The 23,160-nt window shown below is 71.5% G+C and carries 24 protein-coding genes; 21 read left to right on the top strand and 3 right to left on the bottom strand.

Annotated features, from left to right (window positions below; all coding sequences use genetic code 11):
* The first annotated feature begins 3 nt into the window (after positions 1-3).
* Both ACYQ1L_RS12940 and metE read left to right on the top strand, forming a co-directional pair.
* Positions 4-1,014, top strand: coding sequence for a methylenetetrahydrofolate reductase (locus ACYQ1L_RS12940; protein WP_460004500.1), 1,011 nt, complete (start codon positions 4-6; stop codon positions 1,012-1,014).
* Between the two features lie 35 nt (positions 1,015-1,049).
* Positions 1,050-3,371, top strand: a complete 2,322-nt coding sequence (metE, locus tag ACYQ1L_RS12935; RefSeq protein WP_460004499.1) for a 5-methyltetrahydropteroyltriglutamate--homocysteine S-methyltransferase — start codon at positions 1,050-1,052, stop codon at positions 3,369-3,371.
* 75 nt (positions 3,372-3,446) lie between these two features.
* Here the strand turns inward: metE and ACYQ1L_RS12930 are convergent, their stop codons facing one another.
* Positions 3,447-5,288 (bottom strand): flavin-containing monooxygenase, encoded by a 1,842-nt coding sequence (locus ACYQ1L_RS12930; protein ID WP_460004498.1) that lies wholly within the window; start codon positions 5,286-5,288, stop codon positions 3,447-3,449.
* Between the two features lie 90 nt (positions 5,289-5,378).
* Between ACYQ1L_RS12930 and ACYQ1L_RS12925 the strand changes: the two genes are divergently transcribed.
* Complete coding sequence (locus ACYQ1L_RS12925; protein WP_460004497.1) at positions 5,379-6,560, top strand: GAF domain-containing protein; 1,182 nt, start codon at positions 5,379-5,381, stop codon at positions 6,558-6,560.
* A 6-nt stretch (positions 6,561-6,566) separates the two neighbouring features.
* On the opposite strand, the gene lexA is transcribed toward ACYQ1L_RS12925, so the two are convergent.
* Positions 6,567-7,253, bottom strand: a complete 687-nt coding sequence (gene lexA / locus ACYQ1L_RS12920) for a transcriptional repressor LexA (protein WP_159575561.1) — start codon at positions 7,251-7,253, stop codon at positions 6,567-6,569.
* Between the two features lie 321 nt (positions 7,254-7,574).
* Between lexA and ACYQ1L_RS12915 the strand changes: the two genes are divergently transcribed.
* The 7 genes from ACYQ1L_RS12915 (at position 7,575) to ACYQ1L_RS12885 (ending at position 13,483) form a co-directional block, all read left to right on the top strand.
* A complete protein-coding gene (locus ACYQ1L_RS12915; protein WP_460004496.1) occupies positions 7,575-7,931 on the top strand; it encodes a LysM peptidoglycan-binding domain-containing protein in 357 nt (118 codons plus the stop codon).
* Positions 7,932-8,006: 75 nt separating this feature from the next.
* Positions 8,007-9,092: a histidinol-phosphate transaminase gene (locus ACYQ1L_RS12910; protein ID WP_460004495.1), complete on the top strand. Its 1,086-nt coding sequence runs from the start codon at positions 8,007-8,009 to the stop codon at positions 9,090-9,092.
* A complete protein-coding gene (gene hisB, locus ACYQ1L_RS12905; RefSeq protein WP_460004494.1) occupies positions 9,089-9,691 on the top strand; it encodes an imidazoleglycerol-phosphate dehydratase HisB in 603 nt (200 codons plus the stop codon). Before ACYQ1L_RS12910 ends, hisB begins: the two co-directional genes overlap by 4 nt.
* Positions 9,688-10,338, top strand: a complete 651-nt coding sequence (gene hisH, locus ACYQ1L_RS12900; RefSeq protein WP_460004493.1) for an imidazole glycerol phosphate synthase subunit HisH — start codon at positions 9,688-9,690, stop codon at positions 10,336-10,338. The genes hisB and hisH overlap by 4 nt, the downstream gene beginning before the upstream one ends.
* Positions 10,339-10,450: 112 nt before the next feature.
* A complete protein-coding gene (gene priA / locus ACYQ1L_RS12895) occupies positions 10,451-11,197 on the top strand; it encodes a bifunctional 1-(5-phosphoribosyl)-5-((5-phosphoribosylamino)methylideneamino)imidazole-4-carboxamide isomerase/phosphoribosylanthranilate isomerase PriA (RefSeq protein WP_460004492.1) in 747 nt (248 codons plus the stop codon).
* The gene (locus ACYQ1L_RS12890) at positions 11,181-11,987 is read left to right on the top strand and encodes an SseB family protein (RefSeq protein WP_460004491.1); all 807 of its coding nucleotides are present in this window, start codon (positions 11,181-11,183) and stop codon (positions 11,985-11,987) included. The genes priA and ACYQ1L_RS12890 overlap by 17 nt, the downstream gene beginning before the upstream one ends.
* 110 nt (positions 11,988-12,097) lie before the next feature.
* Positions 12,098-13,483 carry a pyridoxal phosphate-dependent decarboxylase family protein gene (locus ACYQ1L_RS12885; RefSeq protein ID WP_460004490.1) on the top strand — a complete coding sequence of 462 codons (1,386 nt, stop codon included), beginning with the start codon at positions 12,098-12,100 and terminating at the stop codon, positions 13,481-13,483.
* 96 nt (positions 13,484-13,579) lie between these two features.
* On the opposite strand, the gene ACYQ1L_RS12880 is transcribed toward ACYQ1L_RS12885, so the two are convergent.
* Positions 13,580-13,909, bottom strand: a complete 330-nt coding sequence (locus ACYQ1L_RS12880) for a DUF1844 domain-containing protein (RefSeq protein WP_460005821.1) — start codon at positions 13,907-13,909, stop codon at positions 13,580-13,582.
* Between the two features lie 353 nt (positions 13,910-14,262).
* On the opposite strand from ACYQ1L_RS12880, the gene infC reads away from it, so the two are divergent.
* From infC to ACYQ1L_RS12825, 11 genes are all read left to right on the top strand, one after another.
* Positions 14,263-14,880 (top strand): translation initiation factor IF-3, encoded by a 618-nt coding sequence (infC, locus tag ACYQ1L_RS12875; RefSeq protein ID WP_460005820.1) that lies wholly within the window; start codon positions 14,263-14,265, stop codon positions 14,878-14,880.
* 88 nt (positions 14,881-14,968) lie between these two features.
* Entirely contained in the window at positions 14,969-15,163 is a 195-nt protein-coding gene (gene rpmI, locus ACYQ1L_RS12870; RefSeq protein WP_159575568.1) for a 50S ribosomal protein L35, read from the top strand.
* Positions 15,164-15,194: 31 nt separating this feature from the next.
* Entirely contained in the window at positions 15,195-15,581 is a 387-nt protein-coding gene (rplT, locus tag ACYQ1L_RS12865; protein WP_045249837.1) for a 50S ribosomal protein L20, read from the top strand.
* Between the two features lie 82 nt (positions 15,582-15,663).
* Positions 15,664-16,464, top strand: a complete 801-nt coding sequence (locus ACYQ1L_RS12860) for a TrmH family RNA methyltransferase (protein ID WP_460004489.1) — start codon at positions 15,664-15,666, stop codon at positions 16,462-16,464.
* Positions 16,465-16,485: 21 nt separating this feature from the next.
* On the top strand, positions 16,486-17,154 hold the full coding sequence (locus tag ACYQ1L_RS12855) for a response regulator transcription factor (RefSeq protein WP_460004488.1): 669 nt from the start codon (positions 16,486-16,488) through the stop codon (positions 17,152-17,154).
* A gap of 3 nt (positions 17,155-17,157) precedes the next feature.
* Complete coding sequence (locus ACYQ1L_RS12850) at positions 17,158-18,552, top strand: HAMP domain-containing sensor histidine kinase (protein WP_460004487.1); 1,395 nt, start codon at positions 17,158-17,160, stop codon at positions 18,550-18,552.
* Complete coding sequence (locus ACYQ1L_RS12845; protein ID WP_460004486.1) at positions 18,549-19,541, top strand: TAXI family TRAP transporter solute-binding subunit; 993 nt, start codon at positions 18,549-18,551, stop codon at positions 19,539-19,541. The genes ACYQ1L_RS12850 and ACYQ1L_RS12845 overlap by 4 nt, the downstream gene beginning before the upstream one ends.
* Positions 19,542-19,715: 174 nt before the next feature.
* Entirely contained in the window at positions 19,716-20,480 is a 765-nt protein-coding gene (locus tag ACYQ1L_RS12840) for an amino acid ABC transporter ATP-binding protein (protein WP_460004485.1), read from the top strand.
* Positions 20,481-20,522: 42 nt separating this feature from the next.
* A complete protein-coding gene (locus ACYQ1L_RS12835) occupies positions 20,523-21,431 on the top strand; it encodes a glutamate ABC transporter substrate-binding protein (RefSeq protein WP_460004484.1) in 909 nt (302 codons plus the stop codon).
* Between the two features lie 91 nt (positions 21,432-21,522).
* Complete coding sequence (locus ACYQ1L_RS12830) at positions 21,523-22,179, top strand: amino acid ABC transporter permease (protein WP_159575575.1); 657 nt, start codon at positions 21,523-21,525, stop codon at positions 22,177-22,179.
* Positions 22,176-23,123: an amino acid ABC transporter permease gene (locus tag ACYQ1L_RS12825; RefSeq protein WP_460004483.1), complete on the top strand. Its 948-nt coding sequence runs from the start codon at positions 22,176-22,178 to the stop codon at positions 23,121-23,123. The genes ACYQ1L_RS12830 and ACYQ1L_RS12825 overlap by 4 nt, the downstream gene beginning before the upstream one ends.
* Positions 23,124-23,160: the final 37 nt, after the last annotated feature.

Below are 23,160 nucleotides of genomic sequence, written 5' to 3'. Positions count from 1 at the left end.
GAGATGTCCTTCGACGTGCCGCCGTTCGCCCCGCACGGGGCTGTCGCGCCGCGCGTGCCGATCTCCTTCGAGCTGTACCCGCCGCGCACGCCCGCACCCGTCGAGGCGCTGCACGAGACGATCCAGCAGCTCGCCTCCGTGTCCCCGCGGTTCATCTCCGTGACCTACGGAGCCGGCGGATCCGTCGGCGGCCGGTCGCTGGAGGTGCTGCGCTACATCCGCGAGCACACCGCGGTCGAACCGCTGGCGCACCTCACGTGCGTCGGCAGCACCTACGCGGGCGCGTCCCGGCTGATCCGGGAGTTCCTCGACGCCGGGATCCTGAGCTTCCTCGCCCTGCGCGGGGACCCGCCGCTGGGGGAGACCGAGCCGTTCCTCGGGGATCTGGAGAGCTCGGCGCAGCTGGTGCAGCTCATCGACCGGGCACAGGCCGAGCGCGCGCCCTATCAGGAGCGACCGATTCCGGGCGTCCCGGGGGCGGTGCAGGTGACGCCGCGCCGCAAGGTGAACATCGCCGTCGCCGCGTACCCGAACGGGCATCCGCGCTCGACGTACCGCAACCAGGACATCGACGCGCTGCTGGCCAAGCAGGCGGCCGGGGCGACCCTCGCGATCACCCAGCTGTTCTTCCACCCGGACGACTACTTCGCGTTCGTCGAGCGGGCGCGCCGTGCCGGGGTGACGATCCCGATCTTGCCCGGCATCATGCCGATCACCTCGCCTGCGCGTCTGCGCCGCGTGCTGGAGCTCAGCGGCGAGGAGCTGCCCGCCGAGCTGTCCATCGCCCTCGAGGTCGAGCCTACGGCGGAGGGACGCACCGAGATCGGCGTCGCCCACGCTGCAGCGCTGGTGCGCGAGCTCGTCGACGGCGGCGCACCCGGCGTGCACCTGTACGCGTTCAACCAGCACCGCACCGTGCTCGACGTGCTCGAGGAGGCCGGAGTGCTCGCCACGGCCTCCTCCGCCTCCGCGCGCACCGACCGGCAGCCGGCGGTGCCCACCGTCCGGCGTTGAGCCGCATCTTCCCCCTTCCGTCAGAGAGGACCGTCATGACCGCATTCCCCGAGGGCACCATCCTGGGCTACCCCCGCATCGGCCGTCGCCGCGAGCTCAAGAAGGCCGTCGAGGCGTTCTGGGCCGGCCGGATCGATGAGGCGGAGCTCGAGCGCACTGCCGCCGAGCTGCGTGCGACCACGCGCGAGCGTCTCGCCGCGCAGGGGCTCGGCCGCGACGACTCCGCCATCCCCGAGTCGTTCTCCTACTACGACCAGGTGCTCGACGCGGCCGTCACGGTGGGCGCGATCCCGGCCCGGTTCGAGGACCTCCGCGGCGAGGACGGCACGATCGGCCTGCCCGCGTACTTCACGATCGCGCGCGGCGAGGGCGAGCGCGCGCCGCTCGAGATGACCAAGTGGTTCGACACGAACTACCACTACCTCGTTCCCGAGATCGGTCCGGACACCGCGTTCTCGCTGTCCAGCGACCGCATCGTGCGTCAGGTGCAGGAGGCGGCCGAGGCCGGCTTCCGCACCCGCCCCGTGATCGTCGGCCCGGTCACCTTCCTCGCTCTCGCGAAGGCCGCCGACGAGGCGCCGGAGGGCTTCGACCCGCTGTCCCGCCTGGACGACCTCCTCCCGGTGTACACCGAGCTGCTCGGCGCGCTGAAGGCCGCGGGAGCCGAGTGGGTGCAGCTGGACGAGCCCGCGCTCGTGAGCGAGTCCCTCCCGGCGTCGGTCGCCGAGCTGGGCGACGCCGCCGCGCGCGCCTACGCGGTCCTCGGCGGTCTGGCCGAGCGTCCCGCGATCTTCGTCGCCGCCCCCTACGCGGCGCTCGACGCCAATCTCGCCGTGCTCGCGGCCGCTCCGATCGAGGCGATCGGCCTCGACCTCGTCCGCGGCACGGTGCCCGCCGCGGTGCCGGGACTCGACGACAAGGTGCTCGTGGGCGGCGTGATCGACGGCCACAACATCTGGCGCGGCGACCTGTCCGCAGCCTTCGACACCCTCGAGGCGCTGCGCGGCCTCGGCGCCGCCGGCGTGTCCGCCGCGACCTCGACCTCGCTGCAGCACGTGCCGCACGACGTCGAGGACGAGTCGAAGCTCGACGCCCGCCTGGTGAGCTGGCTCGCGTTCGCCGACCAGAAGGTCGCCCAGGTCACCACCCTGGCTCGCGGCCTCGCCGAGGGGCGCGCCGCCATCGCCGCCGAGCTCGACGCCGCGTCCGCCGCCCTCGCCGATCGCCTGAGCGCACCCGGCGTGCGCGTCGACGCCGTGCGCGCGCGCACCGCGGCGCTCACCGATGCCGACTTCCAGCGCGGCGACTACGACGCCCGCGTGGCGGCCCAGTCCATCGCGCTGGACCTGCCGGCGCTGCCGCTCACGACGATCGGGTCCTTCCCGCAGACCGGCGAGATCCGCCGCGCCCGCGCGCAGTTCACGAAGGGCGAGATCACGGCGGACGAGTACGACGGGTTCCTCCGCGACGAGATCGGCCGCGTGGTCGCGCTGCAGGAGGAGCTGGGCCTCGACGTCCTGGTGCACGGCGAGCCCGAGCGCAACGACATGGTGCAGTACTTCGCCGAGAACCTCGACGGCTTCGACGTCACCGAGAACGGCTGGGTGCAGTCCTACGGATCCCGCGCCACGCGTCCGTCCATCCTGTGGGGCGACGTCTCCCGCCCGGCGCCGATCACGGTCGCCTGGTCGCAGTACGCGCAGTCTCTCACCGCGAAGCCGATGAAGGGCATGCTGACCGGCCCGGTCACGATCCTCGCCTGGTCGTTCGTGCGCGACGACCAGCCGCTGGCGGAGACCGCGAACCAGGTGGCGCTGGCGCTGCGCGACGAGATCGCCGATCTCGAGGCCGCGGGCATCGGCGTCATCCAGGTGGACGAGCCCGCGCTGCGCGAGCTGCTCCCGCTGAAGAAGGCCGACCAGCCGGCGTACCTGGACTGGTCCGTCGCCTCGTTCCGCCTGTCCACCGCCGGGGCCGAGACCGCCACCCAGGTGCACACCCACCTCTGCTACTCGGAGTTCGGCGTCGTCATCGACGCGATCCGGGCGCTGGACGCCGACGTGACCTCGATCGAGGCCGCGCGCAGCCGCATGGAGGTCGTCACCGACATCGCCGCCGCCGGCTTCGACCACGGCATCGGCCCCGGCGTCTACGACATCCACTCGCCGCGAGTGCCCGATGTCGCCGAGGTCGAGGCGCTCCTGCGCCGTGCGGTCGAGGAGATCCCCACGCGTCAGCTCTGGGTCAACCCCGACTGCGGTCTGAAGACCCGCGGCTACGAGGAGACCAACGCCTCGCTGCGCAACATCGTCGAGGCCACCCGCCGCGTCCGCGAGGACGTGTCGGTCGCGGTCTGACCGTTCCCCGAGCCCGTCGAAAGGCACGAGAGACGCCCTCCCGGATCCGGGAGGGCGTCTCTCGTCGTACGGGCGTCAGCCCCGGTGGTGCACCTGCTGCAGGGCGTGCACAGGCGTGTCCAGACCCACCTGACGCGCCTTGAGCTGCAGCGCCAGATACAGCGAGTAGTGCCGCGACTGGTGCAGGTTGCCGCCGTGGAACCACAGGTTGGGCTGCTGCGTCGGCTTCCACATGTTGCGCTGCTCGCCCTCCCACGGGCCGGGATCCTTGGTCGTGTCGGATCCGAGACCCCAGCACTTGCCGACGCGGTCCGCGACCTCCTGGCTGATCAGATCCGCCGCCCAGCCGTTCATGGATCCGTAGCCGGTCGCGTACACGACCAGGTCGGCGGGCAGCACCGTGCCGTCCTTCAGGACCACCGCGTCCTCGGTGAGGTGGTCGACGTCGCCCTTGGCGAGCTTGACCTCGCCGTCCGCGACGAGCTCGGCGGCGCCCACGTCGATGTAGTAGCCGGACCCGCGGCGCAGGTACTTCATGAACAGACCGGATCCGTCGTCCCCCCAGTCGAGGTCGAAGCCCGCCGCCTCGAGGCGGTCGTAGAAGTCGCGGTCGCGCTCCTTCATGCGCTCGTAGAGCGGGATCTGGAACTCGTGCATGATGCGGTAGGGGAGCGAGGCGAAGATGAGGTCGGCCTTCTCGGTCGTCACCCCCGCGGCGAGTGCACGCTCCGAGTACAGATCGCCGAGGCCGATGTCCATGAGCGTGTCGCTCTTCACGATGTGCGTGGAGGAGCGCTGCACCATGGTGACGTCGGCGCCGTGCTCCCACAGGGCGCCGCAGATGTCGAACGCGGAGTTGTTGCTGCCGATGATCACGCAGCGCTTGCCCGCGTAGGCGTCGGGTCCGGGATGCTGCGAGGAGTGCTGCTGCTCGCCGCGGAACACGTCCTGGCCCTCGAAGCGGGGGATGTTCGGCTTGCCCGACATGCCGGTGGCGAGCACGAGCTGGGTGGGGTGGAGCGTGAGCGGCTGCCCGTCGCGCTCCACCTCCACGGTCCAGGTGCCGGTCGCCTCGTCGAAGGCGGCACGGGTCGCGACGGTCTTCGACCAGTACGGCACCTCCATCGTCTTCACGTACGCCTCCAGCCAGTCGCCCACCTTGTCCTTGGGGGCGAAGACCGGCCAGTTCTCGGGGAACTTGATGTAGGGCAGGTGGTCGTACCAGACCGGGTCGTGCAGGCACAGCGACTTGTACCGGCCCCGCCACTGATCGCCCGGACGCGGGTGCTTGTCCACGACGAGCGCCGGGACGCCGAGCTGACGCAGCCGGGCGCCGAGCGCGATGCCGCCCTGCCCGCCGCCGATCACGAGCACGTAGGGCTGGGTGTCGCCGCCGAGGGACGCCTCCTCCGCCTGGCGCCGCTCCAGCCAGGTGACGCGATCCCGCCGGGCGCCGTGCTCGGCCCCCATCGGGCGGCGCTCGCGCAGCGGCTCCTCGTGCCCGGTCAGCTCGAAGAGGGTGGTGAGCAGCGTCCACGCCTTGGGACCGTCCTGGTCGATGAGGCGCACCAGGCCGCGGCCCCGTCCGACCGCGGTGGAGAACTCGAACCACGCGGTGGTGACGCCGTCCGCCGTCTCCGCGGGCTCCGTCAGGCGGAAGTCATGGGGGTCCGTGCGATCCAGCGTCGCGGTGAGGAGCTCCGTGACGCCGTCGCGGTTCTCGGTGGTCGTGATGTTCCAGGTGAAGGACACCAGATCCCGCCAGAAGCTGGTCGTCGCGAAGAGGTCGGCGGCCGCGGCGATGTCACGCGCGGCGAGCGCCTCCTCGAAGGCGGCGAACCAGGCTGTGGCGGGATCCGCATCCGTGAGGGCAGGGGCGGCCGGCGACACTGCGGGCCGTTCATCGAGCTGAGTCATGGTGACAGCACACGCCCGCCGGAACCCGGTGGTGAAGCGTTGCACGATGTTGCAACCGGACGCAGCGTTCGGCGCGCTACGCTCCCGGCCATGGCGACGACGCCCGACCTGGCCGACCTGGCGCGCAGTCTCGTGCGCGTGCACGACGCGGTGCTGTCGGGTGCGGCCCCGCCGGAGCGCCCGCGGGAGCTGGTGGCGCGCTCATGGCGGCGTGCGCTCGAGTTCGGCGTCGACCCGGAAGGACGGGGCCGGCGCGACCCGCTCGGGCCGGCCGAGGTCGAGGCGCGCCGGCGGGACTCTCGGCTCGCGCTCGTGCTGGACGATCTCCGCGCCCCGCTGCTGGCGGCGGCGGATGCCTCCTCGTACCTCGTGGTCGTCACGGACGCCGATGGCGTCGTGCTCTGGCGCAGCGGTTCGGCACGGGTGAAGCACCAGGCGGACGCGCTGGGCTTCACCGAGGGCGCGGTGTGGACCGAGGACGCCGTGGGGACGAACGCCATCGGCACGGCGCTGGCCGAGGCGGCTCCCGTGCAGCTGTTCTCGGCCGAGCACTTCGAGAACGCGCAGGTGCCGTGGTACTGCTCGGCAGCGCCGATCCACGACCCGATCGACGGCCGCCTGCTCGGCGTCGTCGACGTGAGCGGCCCTGCGCTGACCCTGCATCCCGCGATCCGGGCCCTCGTGAGCGCTTCGGCGTCCCTGGCGGAGGCACGCCTGTGGCGCCGGCACGGCGAGCACCTGGAGCGGCTGCGCACCGCGGTGCAGCCGCTGCTGGCCGCGGCGAACGAGCCCGTGCTCGTGGTCGACGACCATGGCTGGGTCGCCGTGCAGCGCGGGGTGAGCGTCGGGCCCCGGATCGACGCGCCGCGGGCCGACCGCGCGATCGCTCTGCCCGGACTCGGCCTGTGCGTGCCGGAGCCGGTGCACGGAGGGTGGATCGTGCGGCCCCGCGGCGGCTCCGCGACCGTCCGCGCGACCCTGGACCTCACGGCGCCGCAGGCCGTGCTGGAGGTGTGCTCGGCGCAGTCGTCCTGGCGGACCGCCCTCGGCGCGCGCCCGGCTGCGCTGCTGGCGGCGATCGCCGAACACGGCCGTGCCGGGGCGTCGGCGGAACGGCTCAGCCGGGTCGTCTACGGCGACGGAGCCCACCAGGTCACGGTGCGCGCCGAGATCTCCCGGATGAAGCGGTCCCTCGGCGCGCTGATCACCGCGAGCCCCTACGCGATCGCCGACGGTGTCGTCCTCACCGTGTCGCGCCCCGGCCGCGCGTAGGCGCGCTCAGACCGCGCGCAGGACCGCGACGACCTTGCCGAGCACCGTGGCGTCGTCGCCGAGGATGGGCTCGAAGGCGCTGTTGCGGGGGAGCAGCCAGACGTGGCCGTCGCGACGGCGGAACGTCTTCACGGTCGCCTCGCCGTCGAGCATCGCGGCGACGATCTCGCCGTTCTCCGCCGTGCCCTGCGAGCGCACGACCACCCAGTCGCCGTCGCAGATGGCCGCGTCGATCATCGACTCGCCGGAGACCTTGAGCATGAACAGGTCGCCCTTGCCCACCAGCTGACGCGGCAGCGGGAAGATCTCCTCGACCTGCTGCTCGGCCGTGATCGGCACTCCGGCGGCGATGCGGCCGACCAGCGGGACCAGCGCCGCATCGCCGACGGCGGGCGCGGCATCGGCCGGGTTCTCCGCGGACATGCCGGGCAGGTCGATCAGCACCTCCATGGCGCGCGTCTTGCCCGGGTCGCGGCGCAGGTAGCCGCTCAGCTCCAGCTGTCCGAGCTGGTGCGTCACGCTGCTCAGCGACTTCAGGCCGACGGCGTCGCCGATCTCGCGCATGCTCGGCGGGTAGCCGTGCCGGGCGATCGAGGTCTGGATGACCTCGAGGATCGCCATCTGCTTCGCACTGAGGCTCTTGCGGCGCCGCGTCCGCGGGGCCTCGGAGCCGGGGGTCGCGCCGTCGCTCATGCCATCTCCTTCGTGTGCGTCGTGCCGTCTCGGATCCGGTCGATCCGCCCGAACTGCGGGCGGCGGTTCGAATGTCGGTGGTCCGTGATGGGGTCTCGGTATCGAAACCGTATCCGAGATCGGGTCGGAATCGGTAGATCTGTTCGAGCGTGTCGGCGAAGTCGGCGAAGCCAATTTCGAAGAATGCTTGACAGATGTTCGAACTCGAAAGTAGTTTCGGAACGTAGGTTCGCCTCTCCAGAGGCCCGGAACCCCGGATCCTCACACAGAGGACCGGGATCCGGGGAGAGGCGGACCCGCACCACACAGAGGAGAAGCACCATGAGCAGCATCACCTTCGCCGGACCGGTCCCCGCCACGCGCCTGCGGATCACCGCACGCGGACGGCGCGTGCTGGCGGCGCTGGTCGCGCTGCCGGTGGCGGGCGCGATCGCCTTCGCGGCGCTCAGCGGCGGCACGGCCCTCGCCTCGGCGCAGCACACGGCCGCCGGCACCTTCTCGACCGTCACCGTGCAGCCCGGCGACACGCTGTGGTCGATCGCGGGCGAGGTCGCGCCGAACGACGACCCGCGCGACGTCGTCGCCGAGATCTCGAAGCTCAACCTGATCGACGGCGGCGTCATCGAGGTCGGCCAGCACCTCGCGATCCCGGCGCAGTACGGCGCCACCGGGCGCTGATCCGTGCTTCGACGGAGCTCAGCAACCGCCGACATCTGTGCCGGGCCTCACAGCCGCGCCGCCTAGCATGGCAGGGTGACTGTCTCGCTCGATGACTTACCCCTTCGCGACGACCTCCGCGGGCTGCGCCCGTACGGAGCCCCGCAGGCGCCGCTGCCGGTGGCGCTCAATGTGAACGAGAACACCCATCCGGTGCCCGAGCAGGTGGCGAGCGACATCCTCGACGAGGTCGCCGTCGCACTGCGCGACGTGAACCGCTACCCGGACCGGGAGTTCACGGAGCTGCGCACGGCGTTCGCCGAGTATCTCGGCCACGACCTCCAGGCGGCGAACATCTGGGCGGGCAACGGCTCCAACGAGGTGCTGCAGCACATCCTGCAGGCGTTCGCCGGACCCGAGCGGACCGTCTTCGGGTTCGCCCCGACCTACTCGATGTACCCGCTGCTCGCACAGGGGACCGGCGCGACCTGGATCGCGGGCACCCGGCACCCGGATTACGAGATCACCGTCGAGGAGGCCGTCGCCCAGGTGCGACAGCACGACCCCGACGTGATCCTTTTGTGCGCGCCGAACAACCCCACCGGCACACCGCTTCCGCTCGAGGTGATCGAAGCGGTGTACGAGGCCGCGCGGGGGATCGTCATCGTCGATGAGGCTTACCAGGAGTTCGCGCCGAAGGACTCCCCGTCGGCGCTCACCCTGCTCGACGGGCGCCCGCGGCTCGCCGTGTCCCGCACGATGAGCAAGGCGTTCGCCTTCGCCGGGGCGCGGGTCGGCTATCTCGCGGCGGATCCCGCGTTCATCGACGCGCTCCGCCTGGTGCGCCTGCCGTACCACCTCAGCGCGCTCACGCAGGCCGCGGCCCTCGCGGCGCTGCGCAACGCGCCGATGATGCTCGCGATGGTCGACGAGATCGTGGCGCAGCGGGACCGCATCACCGCCACGCTCGAGGCTCTCGGCTACACGCCGCACCGCTCCTGGTCGAACTTCGTGCTGTTCGGCGGGGTCGCCGACCCGGCAGCCACCTGGCGCGCCCTCTACGACAAGGGCGTGCTGATCCGCGACGTCGGGATCCCGAACCACCTCCGTGTCACGGCCGGCACGGAAGCGGAGACCACCGCGTTCCTGGACGCGCTCGCCTCGATAGGATCGCCCTCATGACCGCTCGCACCTCCCGCCGCACCCGCTCGACGTCCGAGTCGACGATCGAGCTCGAGCTGAACCTCGACGGGACCGGTCAGAGCCACATCGACACCTCGGTGCCGTTCTTCGACCACCTCCTCACGGCGTTCGCGAAGCACTCGCTGACCGACCTCACCGTCCGCGCCTCCGGGGACACCCACATCGACGCCCACCACACCGTGGAGGACGTCGCGATCGTGCTGGGCCAGGCGATCCGCGAGGCGCTCGGCGACAAGAGCGGCATCTCCCGGTACGGCGACGCCCTGGTGCCGCTGGACGAGGCGCTCGTGCAGGCCGTCGTCGACATCTCGGGGCGCCCGTATCTCGTGCACGAGGGGGAGCCGGCCGGCTACGAGCACCACCTCATCGGCGGCCACTTCACCGGGTCCCTGGTGCGGCACGTGTTCGAGGCGATCGCGTACAACGCCGCGCTCACGATGCACGTGCGGGTGATCAGCGGCCGCGACCCGCACCACATCGCCGAGGCCGAGTTCAAGGCGTTCGCCCGCGCGTTCCGCCAGGCGAAGGCGCTCGACCCGCTGGTGGTCGGGGTGCCGTCGACCAAGGGGGCGCTGTGACCGCGCCCGCCGAGGGGCGCCGCCCCACCGTCGCCGTCTTCGACTACGGCTCCGGCAACGTCCACTCCGCGGTTAAGGCGCTGATCCGTGCGGGCGCCGACGCGGAGCTCACCGGAGACCGCACCGCCGCGCTCGAGGCGGACGGTCTCGTGGTGCCCGGCGTGGGCGCGTTCGCCGCCGTCCGCGAGGCCCTCGCCGCGCACGGCGGCGACGAGATCATCGAGCGCCGCCTGGCCGGCGGCCGTCCCGTGCTCGGCATCTGCGTCGGCATGCAGGTGCTGTTCGCCGGCGGCGTGGAGCGTGGTGCCGAGGTCGACGGTCTCGGCGAGTGGCCGGGCATCGTCACCGAGCTGGACGCCCCTGTGCTGCCGCACATGGGGTGGAACACCGTGGAGCCCGACCAGGGCAGCGTGCTGTTCCGCGGCATCGAGCAGGAGCGGTTCTACTTCGTGCACTCGTTCGCGGCGCAGTCGTGGGAACTCGACGTCATCCCGCCGTTCCCGCAGCCGAAGCTCACCTGGGCCGAGCACGGCTCCCGCTTCCTCGCCGCGGTAGAGAACGGCCCGCTCTCGGCCACCCAGTTCCATCCGGAGAAGTCCGGGGACGCCGGCATCCAGCTGCTGCGCAACTGGATCTCCACGCTCTGAAACGCCCGTGCCGAGCGTCGGCGGGGGATTGGTGCCCCGCCGGCGCCCGGACTACTCTCTTCTCTCGTGCCGCGCCCGCAGCGGGCCGGCGCCCCGTGACCCGAAGGACGACATGAACGAGTTCGCGCAGTCCCCCTCCCTCACCCTGCTCCCGGCTGTCGACGTGGCCGGCGGACAGGCCGTGCGCCTGACCCAGGGCGAGGCCGGCAGCGAGACCAGCTACGGCGACCCGATCGACGCCGCCGCCGAGTGGGTGGACCAGGGCGCCGAGTGGATCCACCTCGTCGACCTCGACGCGGCCTTCGGCCGCGGCAGCAACGCGCCCATCCTGCGGCGCGTCATCAAGCAGTTCCGCAGCGTCAACGTCGAGCTCTCCGGCGGGATCCGGGACGACGCCAGCCTCGAGGCGGCGATGGAGTCGGGCGCCGCCCGGATCAACCTCGGCACCGCCGCGCTGGAGAACCCCGAGTGGGCCGCCGACGTCATCGCCCGCTACGGCGACGCCGTCGCGGTGGGGCTGGACGTGCGGGGGACGACCCTCGCCGCCCGCGGCTGGACCAAGGAGGGCGGCGACCTGTGGACGGTGCTGGACCGCCTCGAGGACGCCGGGTGCAGCCGCTATGTGGTCACCGATGTCACCAAGGACGGCACCCTCAAGGGACCGAACCTCGACCTGCTCCGCGAGATCACGGCGCGCACGCCGAAGCCGGTGGTCGCGTCGGGCGGCATCGCCAGCCTCGACGACATCGCCGCGCTGCGCGAGCTCGTGCCGCTCGGCGTCGAGGGTGCGATCGTCGGCAAGGCGCTGTACGCGGGCGCGTTCACCCTGGCCGAGGCGCTGGATGTCGCCGGATCCTGACCACTCGCCCGAGGCCTGCGATCACGGCGGACCCGCCAACACCGCGGACTCCGCCGGCGTCCCCTGGGCGGGGCGCTCGTTCCAGGAGAACACCCGCGCCGGCGACGACGGATCCGCAGACCCGGCGCTGTGGGATGCGCTGACGCGCTTCCGCGCGGGGCAGGGTTCCCAGGTCGAGGTGGTCGACGCGTTCCGCGCGGCGCGCGTGCTCGTGCCGCTCGTCGCCGAGAAGGGCGAGGAGGGCGTCGCCCCGTCCGGGCTCGCCGTGGACAAGACCCAGGAGCTCTCGCTGGTGACGGTGGCCGCACCCGACGGGCGCACCGTGCAGCCCGCGTTCACGAGCGTGGACACCATGCGGGCCTGGGATCCCGTGGCCCGTCCCATCCCCGTCGAGGCGGCGCGGGTCGCTCTGTCGGCCTCCGCCGGCGATGCCGAGCTCATCGTGCTGGATCCCGGGTCCGCGACCGAGTTCGTGCTGCGCCGTCCTGCCGTGTGGGCCGTCGCGCAGGGCCAGCGCTGGGAGCCCAGCTTCCTCTCGCCCGAGGTCTACGCGGGCCTTCAGGAGAGCGTCGGCAGCGAGCTCGCCGTCATCGACGTGGCGGTCTCCGCGGGTGACCCGGACGCGCGGCTGCGCGGCCCCGAGCTGGTCGTCACCCTCGAACTCGTCGAGGGCATGGACCGCGAGACGCTGGACGCCGTGCTGGCGCGTCTGGCCCAGCGCTGGGCGGCGGACGACCGCATCGCCGTGCTGGTCGACTCGCTCACGGTGCGCCTGCGCGCCAGCGCCTGACCCGCCGCCGAAGCGGATCGGGACGCGGGAGCGGGCCCTCGCGGATCGGTGCGCGGCGGAGTAGCGTGGCGTCTCAGCACCCGCGGAACGGCGGCGGAGAGGCAGGGGCGATGGCGCAGCTGTCGAAGGGCCCGGACGAGGCGGCGCTGACCCTCGCACACGAGCGCGCGCTCGCCTGGTGGCGCGGACTCGAAGAGCGTCCGATCACGCCCCGCGCGGATGCGGATGCGGTCAAGGACGCGCTGGGACGGACGATCCCCGAGGCGGGCGAGCCCGCGTCCGAGGTGCTGGCCCGGCTCGCCGACTGCGTCGAGCCGGGCGTCATGGCGATGGGCAGCCCGCGGTTCTTCGGCTGGGTGATCGGCGGCGCGCAGCCGGCGGCGCTCGGCGCGGACTGGCTCGTCTCGACGTGGGACCAGAACACGGCGATGCGCGCCGCCACACCGGGTGTGGTCGCCGCCGAGGAGCTCGCGGGCGAATGGATCCTGGAACTCCTCGGTCTGCCGTCGACCGCGGATGTCGGATTCGTCACCGGCGCCACCATGGCGAACTTCACCTGCCTGGTCGCCGCACGCGATGCGGTCCTCGCCCGGGTCGGCTGGCATTGCGCGGTCGACGGCCTGGCCGGAGCCCCGCGGATCCGGCTGCTCGTCGGTGCGGAGCGGCACGACACGGTCGATCACGCCGCCCGGATGGCGGGCCTCGGAGCCCCGCGGGTCGTCGCCGCGGACGAGCAGGGACGCATCGTGCCGGACGCCCTCCGCGAAGCGCTCGTCGCCGGGACCGGACCGGCCATCGTCGTGCTGCAGGCCGGGAACCTGCACTCAGGCGCGTTCGACCCCTTCGCCGAGGCGATCGGGATCGCGCACCACGCCGGCGCCTGGGTGCATGTCGACGGCGCCTTCGGGCTGTGGGCGGCGGCGTCGCCGCGCACGCGGCACCTGGTCGAGGGACTGGCGGAGGCCGACTCGTGGGGGACCGACGCGCACAAGACGCTCAGCGTGCCGTACGACTGCGGCGTCGCCGTCGTCGCGGACGCTGCGTCGCTGCGCGCCTCGATGGGGATGACGGCGGCCTATCTGGCGGCGGTGGCGAGCGGCGGGCACGACGATCCGCACGACCGCGTACCCGAGCTCTCCCGCCGTGCCCGAGGCGTCCCCACCTGGGCCGCGCTGCGGACGATGGGGCGTGCGGGCACCGCCGCCCTCGTCGAGCGGCTGGCCGGGAGCGCTTCCGATCTCGCGGCCGGACTCGCCCGGCTGCCCGGGGTGGAGGTGCTCAACGACGTCGTGTTCACTCAGGTGTGCGCCGCACTGGACACGGATGAGGCGACCGATGCGTGGGCGCGCGCGCTGCGTCAGGCGGGGGAGGCGTACGCCTCCTCGTCCCGGTGGCGCGACCGGGCGGTGCTGAGGTTCTCCGTGAGCAACTGGGCGACCGATGCGGAGGAGGTCGCCCGGACGCTGTCCGCGGCGGCCAGGGCGCTTCCGGTCTGAGCCGGGTCCCGATCGAGGACGATGACCGTCGCGCACCCGTGTCCGCGCCGCCGCTGATGCGCTGCCTCCGGGCGCGCTCCGCTGTGGAGCCTGCGGTCAGTTGACCGGGCCGGTCCACTTCTCGCCCGGCCCCTGGCCGATCGGGTCGGGGATGACGGACGCCTCGCGGAACGCCAGCTGCACCGACCGCAGGCCGTCGCGCAGGGATCGCGCGTGCATGTCGCTGATCTCGGGCGCGGCGGCGGTGATGAGGCCGGCGAGGGCGTTGATGAGCTTGCGCGCCTCGTCCAGGTCCTTCTGCGTCTCCGGGTCGTCCGCGAGGCCCACTTTGACGGCGGCGGCGCTGAGCAGGTGCACCGCCGCGGTCGTGATCACCTCGACCGCGGCGACGTCGGCGATGTCGCGGGCGGCGCCGGAGGCGTCGATGCCTGCTGCGACGTCGGAGACGTCGGGGGACGTGGGAGAGACGTGCTCGTGGCCGTCGGGCGCGGGAGTGCTCACTGTGCCGGCTTTCCGAAGGTCTTGCCTTCTGATAGACTCTTGCGGGCTCCGGGGCTTATGTCCCGGCACGAAAGAGGATTCACTTCCCACCCGCGCTTGCCGCTCAAGGCTACCGGGTCCAGCACTCCGCCGATTCACATCGGTAGCCGTCATGCAGCGTGAGCCGTGCGACGGTCAGGGTGCCGCCGACGTCTGAGTGTCGGCGGGTGGGACGATTCCGATTTCGCCCGTGATCCGTCCGGATCATGGTGGCCGAAACCATCGTCTAAGGAGTCCGCATCAGCGATCCCCGCACCAATGAGCGCATCCGCGTCCCCGAGGTCCGCCTCGTCGGTCCCGCGGGTGAGCAGATCGGCGTCGTCCGCATCGAGGCGGCGCTGCGTCTTGCGCAGGAAGCCGACCTCGATCTCGTCGAGGTCGCCCCGAACTCGAAGCCTCCCGTGGTCAAGATCATGGACTACGGCAAGTTCAAGTACGAGGCCGCGCAGAAGGCGAAGGAAGCTCGCCGCAACCAGGCGAACACCGTCCTGAAGGAGGTGCGCTTCCGTCTGAAGATCGAGGCGCACGACTACACGACCAAGCTCAAGCGCGCCGAGGGCTTCCTCAAGTCCGGCGACAAGGTGAAGGCCATGATCCTGTTCCGCGGCCGCGAGCAGTCCCGTCCCGAGCAGGGCGTGCGGCTCCTCCGCAAGTTCGCCGAGGATGTCGCGGAGTTCGGCACGGTGGAGTCGAACCCCACCATCGACGGACGCAACATGGTCATGGTGATCGCCCCGCTCAAGAACAAGTCCGAGGCGAAGGCCGAGCAGAACGCGGTGCGTGCGGCGAACAAGCAGGCTGCACGAGACGCGAAGGCGCCCGCCGCGCCGAGCGCGCCGGCCGAACCGGCTGAGTGATCCCCGGATCCCGAAGCCCACACAGACCTCCCGCAGCATGCGGGCAGAACCCTGTCGCCCAGCTGGGCGCCATACGAAGGAAGAGAAGATGCCGAAGCAGAAGACCCACTCGGGTGCCAAGAAGCGCTTCAAGATCACCGGCAGCGGCAAGCTGAAGAAGCAGCAGGCCGGGATGCGCCACAACCTCGAGCTGAAGTCGAGCCGTCGCACCCGCCGTCTCAACGAGGACCAGGTGCTGTCGAAGGCAGACACCAAGGTCGCCAAGAAGCTCCTCGGTCGCTGACGCGCCGAACGCACGATAGGAACACACGAAAATGGCTAGAGTCAAGCGCGCCGTCAACGCTCAGAAGAAGCGCCGCGTCATCCTCGAGCGCGCCTCGGGTTACCGTGGCCAGCGCTCGCGTCTGTACCGCAAGGCGAAGGAGCAGGTCACCCACTCCCTCGTCTACGCGTACCGCGACCGTCGCAAGCGCAAGGGCGACTTCCGTCGTCTGTGGATCCAGCGCATCAACGCCGCTGCCCGCCAGAACGGCATCACGTACAACCGCTTCATCCAGGGCCTCGGTCTCGCCGGCGTCCAGGTCGACCGCCGCATGCTCGCCGAGCTCGCGGTGAACGAGCCGGCGACCTTCGCCGCGCTGGTCGAGACGGCCCGCAAGGCTCTGCCGGCGGACGTCAACGCGCCCAAGTCGGCTGCTTAAGCAGGTTCCCGAGCCCGTCGAGGGTTCTGAAGGGGCGTCGTCCTTGCGGACGGCGCCCCTTCGCGTTCCCTAGACTGTGAGCGTGCTGGAGAACCCCCGATCCCCGCGCGTGCGCGCCGTCGCCAAGCTCACCAAGCGCAGTGCCCGCACCGAGACCGGCCTGTTCCTCCTCGAGGGACCGCAGGCCGTCCGCGAGGCGCTGTCCTACCGGCCCGACGCGATCGTCGAGCTCTTCGCGACGCCCACCGCCTGGGACAAGCACAGCGACCTGCGCCACGCCGCCGCCGACGCCGATGTGCACCTGGAGTACGTCACCGAGTTCGTGCTCGCGGCGATGGCCGACACGGTCACTCCGCAGGGGGTCGTGGCCGTCGCCCGGCAGACGCCGACCTCGGTGCGCGACATCTTCGCCGCGTCGCCGCGGCTCGTCGCGATCTGCGAGGAGGTGCGCGATCCGGGCAACCTCGGCACCATCATCCGGGCGGCCGACGCCACCGGCGCCGACGCGGTCGTGCTCACCGGCCGCACCGTCGACCTGTACAACCCGAAGGTCGTGCGCTCGACCACCGGATCCCTGTTCCACCTTCCCGTGTCGGTCGGCGGCGACCTCGCCGACGTCGTCACGCGCGCCCACGAGGCGGGACTGCAGGTGGTCGCCGCCGACGTGAAGGGCGACGACCTGCTGGCGGCGCGGGCGGAGGGCGTGCTCGCCCAGCCCACCGCCTGGCTGTTCGGCAACGAGGCGCGGGGGCTCGAGGACGAGTCGCTGGGCCTCGCGGACCGGGCGCTGCGGCTGCCCATCTTCGGTCGGGCCGAGTCGCTGAACCTGGCGACCGCGGCCAGCGTGTGCCTGTACGAGAGCGCGTTCGCGCAGCGCGCCTAGGGCAGGAGACCCGCGGCCGGTATGAAGATCCTCATCGTCGAAGACGACGAACGCGTGGCCGACGCCCTCTCCGGGTTCCTCGGGCGCGCCGGGTACGCGGTCGAGCGGGCCGGCGACGGACGCGCCGCGCTGGAGATGCTGGGCAGCGACACCGAGGCGGTGATCCTGGATCTCGGTCTTCCGGACATCGACGGGATCGAGCTGTGCCGGCGGATCCGCGCTATCAGCGGAGTCCCGATCCTCATCGCCACCGCCCGCAGCCAGGTGCACGAGCGCATCCGGGGACTGCGCGCCGGGGCCGACGACTTCCTGGTGAAGCCCTACGACGTGCAGGAGCTGCTCGCCCGGATCGAGGCGGTGACACGCCGCGCCCAGGCGATCCCGGGCGAGGTCGGCCCCGTCGGGATCGACATCGACGGGGTGCGCATCGACCTCGTCGCGCGGCGCGTGCTCGTCGACGGCGAGCCCGTGGAGCTGACCCGCAAGGAGTTCGACATCGTCGCGGTTCTGGCGCGGTATCCCGGCGTGGCGGTGCCGCGGGAGCGGCTCATCCGCGAGGTGTGGAACACCGACTGGCAGAGCTTCGCGCGCTCGCTGGAGGTGCACGTCGCCTCCATCCGCCGCAAGATCGGGCGCCCCGCGCTCATCGAGACGGTGCGCGGCGTCGGATACCGCTTGACGGGACTCTGAGCCGTGCGCCAGCGCCTCTTCATCGTCTTCCTGGTGCCGCTCGCCGCGGTGCTGCTGCTGCTCGGCGGCGCATACGGCTGGGCGGCCTCGCGCAGCGTGCAGCAGTCGTTCTACACGCAGCAGGTCGGCGACATCGGCACCTTCGTGACCAGTGCGCGCCAGGCGCTGCTGTCGGGGAGCGCCGAGGTGCTGGACGGCGAGCTCCGCCGCTACCACGAGCTGTACGGCACGCAGGTGGTCGTGGTGGACCGCTCCGGCCGGCCGTGGTCGCCCCGGGGCGCGGACGCCGAGGTGTGGGATCAGGACACCGCCGACAAGGTGCAGCTGGCGCTCTCCGGCCGCCGCAGCGACCTGCCCGAACCCGTGCTGCTGCCCTGGCAGTTCGCCGAGCAGTCGCTCGTGGAGCCGATCTTCGACGGCGGCGACGTGATCGGCGCCGTCGTCATGTCGGCGAGCGTCGATGCGCCCCGCGCCGAGATCGTGCGGCAATGGATCCTCCTCGGGGCGGTCAGCGTGCTGGCGATCGGCATCGGCCTCCTCGTGGTCGTGCGCCTGGCCGGCTGGGTGCTGCGGCCCGTGCACCGCGTCGACGAGGCGATGGAGGCCATCGAACGCGGCGACATGGAGGCGCGGATCGCCGACGACACCGGCCCGCCGGAGCTGCACCGCATGATCCTTCTCTTCAACCGGATGGCGGAGGAGATCGAGCGGGTGGTGTCGCGCCAGCAGGAGTTCGCGCTGAACGCCTCGCACGAACTGCGCAACCCGCTGAGCGCTCTGCTGCTGCGCGTCGAGTCGCTCGCCACCGGCCTGGATCGCAGCTGGGATCCCGAGGTCGAGGCGACCAGGGAGGAAGGGCGGCGGATGACCCGGATCCTGGACACGCTGCTCTCCTTCGCGCGCGGCGAGGATCCGGCGCCGTCCCGCGCACCGGTCGATCTCGTGGCGCTCGCCGAGCGCCGGGTCGCGGCCTGGCGCGACGCGGCCGCGGCGAACGACGTCGCCCTGGCGCTGCACGTCGACGGCGCCGGCCTCGACGGCCAGGTGCTCTCGGCCACGGACGAGACCATCGCCGAGAGCGCGCTGGACGCGGTGATCGACAACGCGGTCAAGTTCTCGCCCGCGGGCACCCGGATCGATGTGACCGTCTCACGCACCGCGAACCGGTGCGAGCTGACCGTGCGGGACCACGGGCCGGGTCTCTCCGAAGAGGAGCTCGCACACGCCGCCGACCGGTACTGGCGCAGCGACCGCACCCGCGCCGTCCCGGGCTCGGGCCTCGGGCTGGCGATCGCCACCGACCTCCTCGCCACCGTCGACGCGTGCGTGCGGCTCGAGGCGGCCGACGGCGGCGGCCTCCGCGTCGTGCTCGAGCTCCCCGCGGCGGAGGCGCGATGAGGGCCCGGATCCGCGGCGCCCGGCCGGTGCGCAGCGGGATGGTGCGGCTGTTGGCGCTGCTGCTGTGCCTGCTGAGCGCGTTCGGCCTCGCTGCGTGCGCGCCCGCCGATCGCGGCTGGGCGGACAGACCGCAGGCGATCGCCGGCGGGGGAGCGACCGGCGTGTACTACGCATACGGGCAGCGGTTCGCGCAGGTGCTGCGCACTCGGCTCGGCGCGAGGTTCACGGCGCAGCGCACCAACGGGTCCGTCGACAACCTCGAGCGCATCGGCGACGGCACGGCCGTGCTCGGGTTCGCCCAGGGCGACGCCGTGGCGGACGCCGTCGCGGGGACCGGCGCCTTCCACGAACCCATCCCGATCGTCGCCGTCGCGCGGCTGTACGACGAGTACGTGCACATCGTGGTCCGGGCGGGATCCGACGTGCGGGACCTCCGGGATCTCGCCGGGCGCGCGGTCTCGCTCGGCGCGCGCGGATCCGGCGTGGATCTCGTCGCGCGGCGCGTCCTCGGGGCTGCCGACGTGGACGCCGCGTCGATCCGCAACCCCGAGCTGGGACTGGAGGCCTCGATCGGGGCCCTGCGCCGGGGGGAGATCGACGGCTTCTTCTGGGTGGGCGGCCTGCCGACGCCGGGCATCGCCACGCTCGCCGCGGACACGCCGATCCGGCTGCTGTCGATCCCGCCGGGCGTCGTCGACGCGGTCAACGCGGCCCACGCCGGCGCCTACCGGCAGGCGGACTTCCCGATCGGCGCCTACGGCATCGACACCTCCACGGTCACCATGACCGTGCCCAACTACCTGGTCACGCGCGCCGACGCCCCGGAAGGGCTCATCCACGATGCCACGGCGGTGCTGTTCGATGAGCGCGCGGCGATCGCGCGCGGTGCTCCGGCAGCCGCCCTGCTGGACCGTCGGCAGGCGATCTTCACCGACCCGATCGCCCTGCACACGGGCGCGGTGCGGTACTACCGCGAGACCCACGGCTGACGCGCGCGCACCGTCGGCGGAACGCCGCCGTCGCATGCCGGAAACAGGCGGGAAACGGTGGCGACGAAACCCTCAAGGATTCCTCAAGCGCGCTGGTCCCGGCGGCGCGGAGCCAATAACGTCATCGGCACCCCGCGGTGTCATCCGCACCGCCCGTCCTCACGGAGATCCGACATGCCCGAATCCCGCCCCGCCTCCGTCGGCGCCCCGCTGGTCGTCGTGGACCACGTGCAGAAGCACTACGGCGACTTCCAGGCCCTGACCGACATCGACCTCACCGTGCACAAGGGCGAGGTGGTCGTGATCATCGGCCCGTCCGGATCCGGCAAGTCGACCCTCTGCCGTACGATCAACCGCCTGGAGACCATCACCAGCGGCTCGATCACGATCGACGGCAAGGAGCTCCCCGCGGAGGGCAAGGGCCTGGCCCAGCTGCGCGCGGACGTGGGCATGGTGTTCCAGTCCTTCAACCTGTTCGCGCACCTCACGATCCTCGAGAACGTCACGCTCGGGCCGATCAAGGTGCGCGGCCTGAAGAAGGCGGACGCTGAGAAGGAGGCCATGCAGCTGCTCGAGCGCGTCGGCGTCGCCAAGCAGGCCTCGAAGCTCCCGGCGCAGCTCTCCGGCGGCCAGCAGCAGCGCGTGGCGATCGCGCGCGCCCTGGCGATGCACCCCAAGGTGATGCTCTTCGACGAGCCGACCAGCGCCCTGGACCCGGAGATGATCAACGAGGTCCTCGACGTGATGGTCGAGCTCGCGGCCAGCGGCATGACGATGATCGTCGTCACGCATGAGATGGGCTTCGCCCGCAAGGCGGCGAACCGCGTCGTGTTCATGGCCGACGGAAGGATCCTCGAGGAGGCCGAGCCCGAAGAGTTCTTCACCAACCCGAAGTCGGATCGCGCGAAGGACTTCCTGTCCAAGCTCCTCACCCACTGACCTGATCCCCGCACCACAGCACCTGCACTGAAGGAGAAGCACATGCGCAAGTCACGGATCCTCACCGGCATCGGCATCGCCGCCGTCGCCCTGATCGCCCTCACCGGCTGCAACAGCGGCAGCCCCACCAGCCCCGGTGCGACCGGGGAAGGCGTCACCCCGACGAGCAACAAGCCCCTCTTCGAGGTCGCCAAGGACGTCAAGCTGGAGGGCAGCCCCACCTTCGACCGCATCACCAAGAACGGCAAGATCACGGTCGGCGTCAAGGAGGACCAGCCGGGCCTCGGCTACAAGGACGCGACCACGGGCAAGCGCAGCGGCTTCGACATCGACATCGCGCGCTGGATCGCCGCCTCGCTCGGCTACAGCGAGGACAAGATCGAGTTCAAGGCGATCCCGTCCGCCAACCGCGAGCAGGCGATCGTGAACGGCGACGTCGACTACTACGTCGGCACCTACTCGATCACCGACAAGCGCAAGGCCGTGATCGACTTCGCTGGCCCCTACTTCGTCACCGGCCAGGGCCTGCTCGTCCGCAAGAGCGACGACACCATCAAGAGCGAGAAGGACCTCAAGGGCAAGACCGTCTGCTCGGCGACCGGATCCACCCCGCTGCAGAACATCCAGGCGAACTTCCCCGACACCAAGACGGTCGGCCTCGACCTGTACTCCGCATGCGTGGAGCAGCTCATCAACAAGCAGGTCGACGCGGTCACCACGGACCAGGCGATCCTGATCGGCTACGCCTCGCAGGATCCGGACGAGCTCAAGGTCGTCGGCCAGCCGTTCACCACGGAGAAGTACGGCGTGGGCCTGGCCAAGGGCGACACGGCACTGCAGACGTTCATCGACAAGATGTTCACCGACGGAGGGGACACCTGGAAGGCGATCTTCGAGAAGAACCTGGGCGCGAGCGGCATGAAGGTCGATCAGCCCGCGGTCGAGAAGTGATCCAGGGCGGCCGGCGGGACTGATCCCGCCGGCCGCGTCCTCCCTCCCGACGTCCACGGACGTCCCGACCCGAACCCGAAAGAGAGATCGCGTGGACGCACTCCTGGGCAACCTCGACCTGTGGGGGCAGGCGACGCTCAACACGGTCCTGCTGTTCCTCGGCGGCGGCGCGCTGGCCCTGGTGCTCGGCACCATCGTCGGAGCGATGCGCGTGTCGCCCGTGCCGATCGCCCGCGCCGTGGGCACGGTGTACGTGAACCTGGTGCGCAACACCCCGCTCACGCTGGTGTTCTTCTTCTTCGTCTTCGGATACCCGAAGCTCGATCTCCCGGAGATCCCGTTCATGCCGCTGGGCATCCTCGCGCTCGGCATCTACACCGCCACCTACGTGGCGGAGGTGCTGCGCGCGGGCATCAACACGGTCCCGGTGGGGCAGGCCGAGGCCGCCCGCGCGATCGGCCTCACGTTCGGCCAGGTGATGACCCTCGTGGTCATGCCGCAGGCGTTCCGCTCCGTGGTGCCGCCGATGATGAGCGTGTTCATCGCGCTGCTGAAGAACACCACGGTGGCCGCCGGCTTCTCCATCGCGGAGCTCGCCGCCCTCCGCGCCACGGTCGCCGACTCGGCGAACCGCCCCGGCACCGTGATGGAGATCCTGCTCTGGGTGGCCGTCGTGTTCGTGATCCTGGTGACGCTGCTGAGCCTCGTGCAGCGGCACTTCGAGAAGAAGTGGAGGATCGTCCGATGAGCGGCGCATCCGTTCTCTACGACGTGCCCGGTCCGAGGGCCGTGCTGCGCAACCGGGTCCTCGGCGTGGCCACGGTGCTGCTCGTCCTCGCGATCGTCGGCTTCATCGTCTACCGCTTCGCGGTGACGGGGCAGTTCGACGCCTCCCGCTGGAACCTCTTCACCTACACGCTCGTGTGGCAGGGGATGGCGCAGGCGCTGTGGGCCACCGTCAGCGCCTTCCTCGCCGCAGGCGTGGGAAGCATCGTGCTCGGCTTCGTGCTGGCGATCGGGCGGCTCTCCGACCACGCCTGGGTGCGCGTGCCGGTCACCGTGGTGATCGAGCTGCTGCGTGCGGTCCCCGTGCTGGTCATGATGATGATCTTCTTCTACGGGGTGAACTCGATCCCCGGATCCACGTTCCGCATGTCGGCGTATGCCGCGGTCGTGATCGGTCTCGTGCTCTACAACGGCTCGGTGCTCGCCGAGGCGCTGCGCGCCGGCGTCGAGGCGCTGCCGAAGGGGCAGAAGGAGGCGGGCTACGCGATCGGCCTGCGCAAGTCGGGTGTGATGGCGTTCATCCTGCTCCCGCAGGCGATCCGGGCGATGCTGCCGGTCATCGTCGCCCAGCTCGTGGTGACGCTCAAGGACACCGCCCTCGGGTTCATCATCACGTACCCCGAGCTCATCTACTACGCGAAGTACCTCAGCTCGCAGCCCGGCCGGCCGCTGCTGCAGGCGGGGCTCATCGTCGCCGTCATCTACATCTCGATGTGCCTGATCCTCTCCGGGGTCGCGAAGTGGCTCGAGGTGCGCACCCGCCGCTCGCCGAAGCTCAAGGGCTACACGCCGGACCAGGGCGGGGGAGATCCGCGGATCCACGAGGGCAGCACGGTGACAGAGGTGATCGCGATGCAGCGCGGTGCCGGCAAGTTCGACGGCACCAGCACCGGCCCGAGCGTCTGACTCCGGGCTGCCTCCCGAGTCTACCGGCGCGCTCAGA

The sequence above is a fragment of the Microbacterium xylanilyticum genome, assembly GCF_054654695.1.
Note: the sequence above shows the minus strand (reverse complement) of the source record. Positions and strands in the feature narration are given on the sequence as shown.

Bases quoted from the DNA above. Each gene is read 5' to 3' on its own strand.
- ACYQ1L_RS12855 (WP_460004488.1), top strand. From the start codon at position 16,486: ATGAAGATCCTCATCGTCGAAGACGACGAACGCGTGGCCGACGCCCTC.
- ACYQ1L_RS12925 (WP_460004497.1), top strand. From the start codon at position 5,379: ATGGCGACGACGCCCGACCTGGCCGACCTGGCGCGCAGTCTCGTGCGC.
- metE (WP_460004499.1), top strand. From the start codon at position 1,050: ATGACCGCATTCCCCGAGGGCACCATCCTGGGCTACCCCCGCATCGGC.
- hisB (WP_460004494.1), top strand. From the start codon at position 9,089: ATGACCGCTCGCACCTCCCGCCGCACCCGCTCGACGTCCGAGTCGACG.
- ACYQ1L_RS12845 (WP_460004486.1), top strand. From the start codon at position 18,549: ATGAGGGCCCGGATCCGCGGCGCCCGGCCGGTGCGCAGCGGGATGGTG.
- ACYQ1L_RS12940 (WP_460004500.1), top strand. From the start codon at position 4: ATGTCCTTCGACGTGCCGCCGTTCGCCCCGCACGGGGCTGTCGCGCCG.
- ACYQ1L_RS12825 (WP_460004483.1), top strand. From the start codon at position 22,176: ATGAGCGGCGCATCCGTTCTCTACGACGTGCCCGGTCCGAGGGCCGTG.
- ACYQ1L_RS12885 (WP_460004490.1), top strand. From the start codon at position 12,098: ATGGCGCAGCTGTCGAAGGGCCCGGACGAGGCGGCGCTGACCCTCGCA.
- lexA (WP_159575561.1), bottom strand. From the start codon at position 7,253: ATGAGCGACGGCGCGACCCCCGGCTCCGAGGCCCCGCGGACGCGGCGC.
- ACYQ1L_RS12835 (WP_460004484.1), top strand. From the start codon at position 20,523: ATGCGCAAGTCACGGATCCTCACCGGCATCGGCATCGCCGCCGTCGCC.
- rplT (WP_045249837.1), top strand. From the start codon at position 15,195: ATGGCTAGAGTCAAGCGCGCCGTCAACGCTCAGAAGAAGCGCCGCGTC.
- priA (WP_460004492.1), top strand. From the start codon at position 10,451: ATGAACGAGTTCGCGCAGTCCCCCTCCCTCACCCTGCTCCCGGCTGTC.
- rpmI (WP_159575568.1), top strand. From the start codon at position 14,969: ATGCCGAAGCAGAAGACCCACTCGGGTGCCAAGAAGCGCTTCAAGATC.
- ACYQ1L_RS12840 (WP_460004485.1), top strand. From the start codon at position 19,716: ATGCCCGAATCCCGCCCCGCCTCCGTCGGCGCCCCGCTGGTCGTCGTG.
- ACYQ1L_RS12930 (WP_460004498.1), bottom strand. From the start codon at position 5,288: ATGACTCAGCTCGATGAACGGCCCGCAGTGTCGCCGGCCGCCCCTGCC.
- ACYQ1L_RS12915 (WP_460004496.1), top strand. From the start codon at position 7,575: ATGAGCAGCATCACCTTCGCCGGACCGGTCCCCGCCACGCGCCTGCGG.
- ACYQ1L_RS12890 (WP_460004491.1), top strand. From the start codon at position 11,181: ATGTCGCCGGATCCTGACCACTCGCCCGAGGCCTGCGATCACGGCGGA.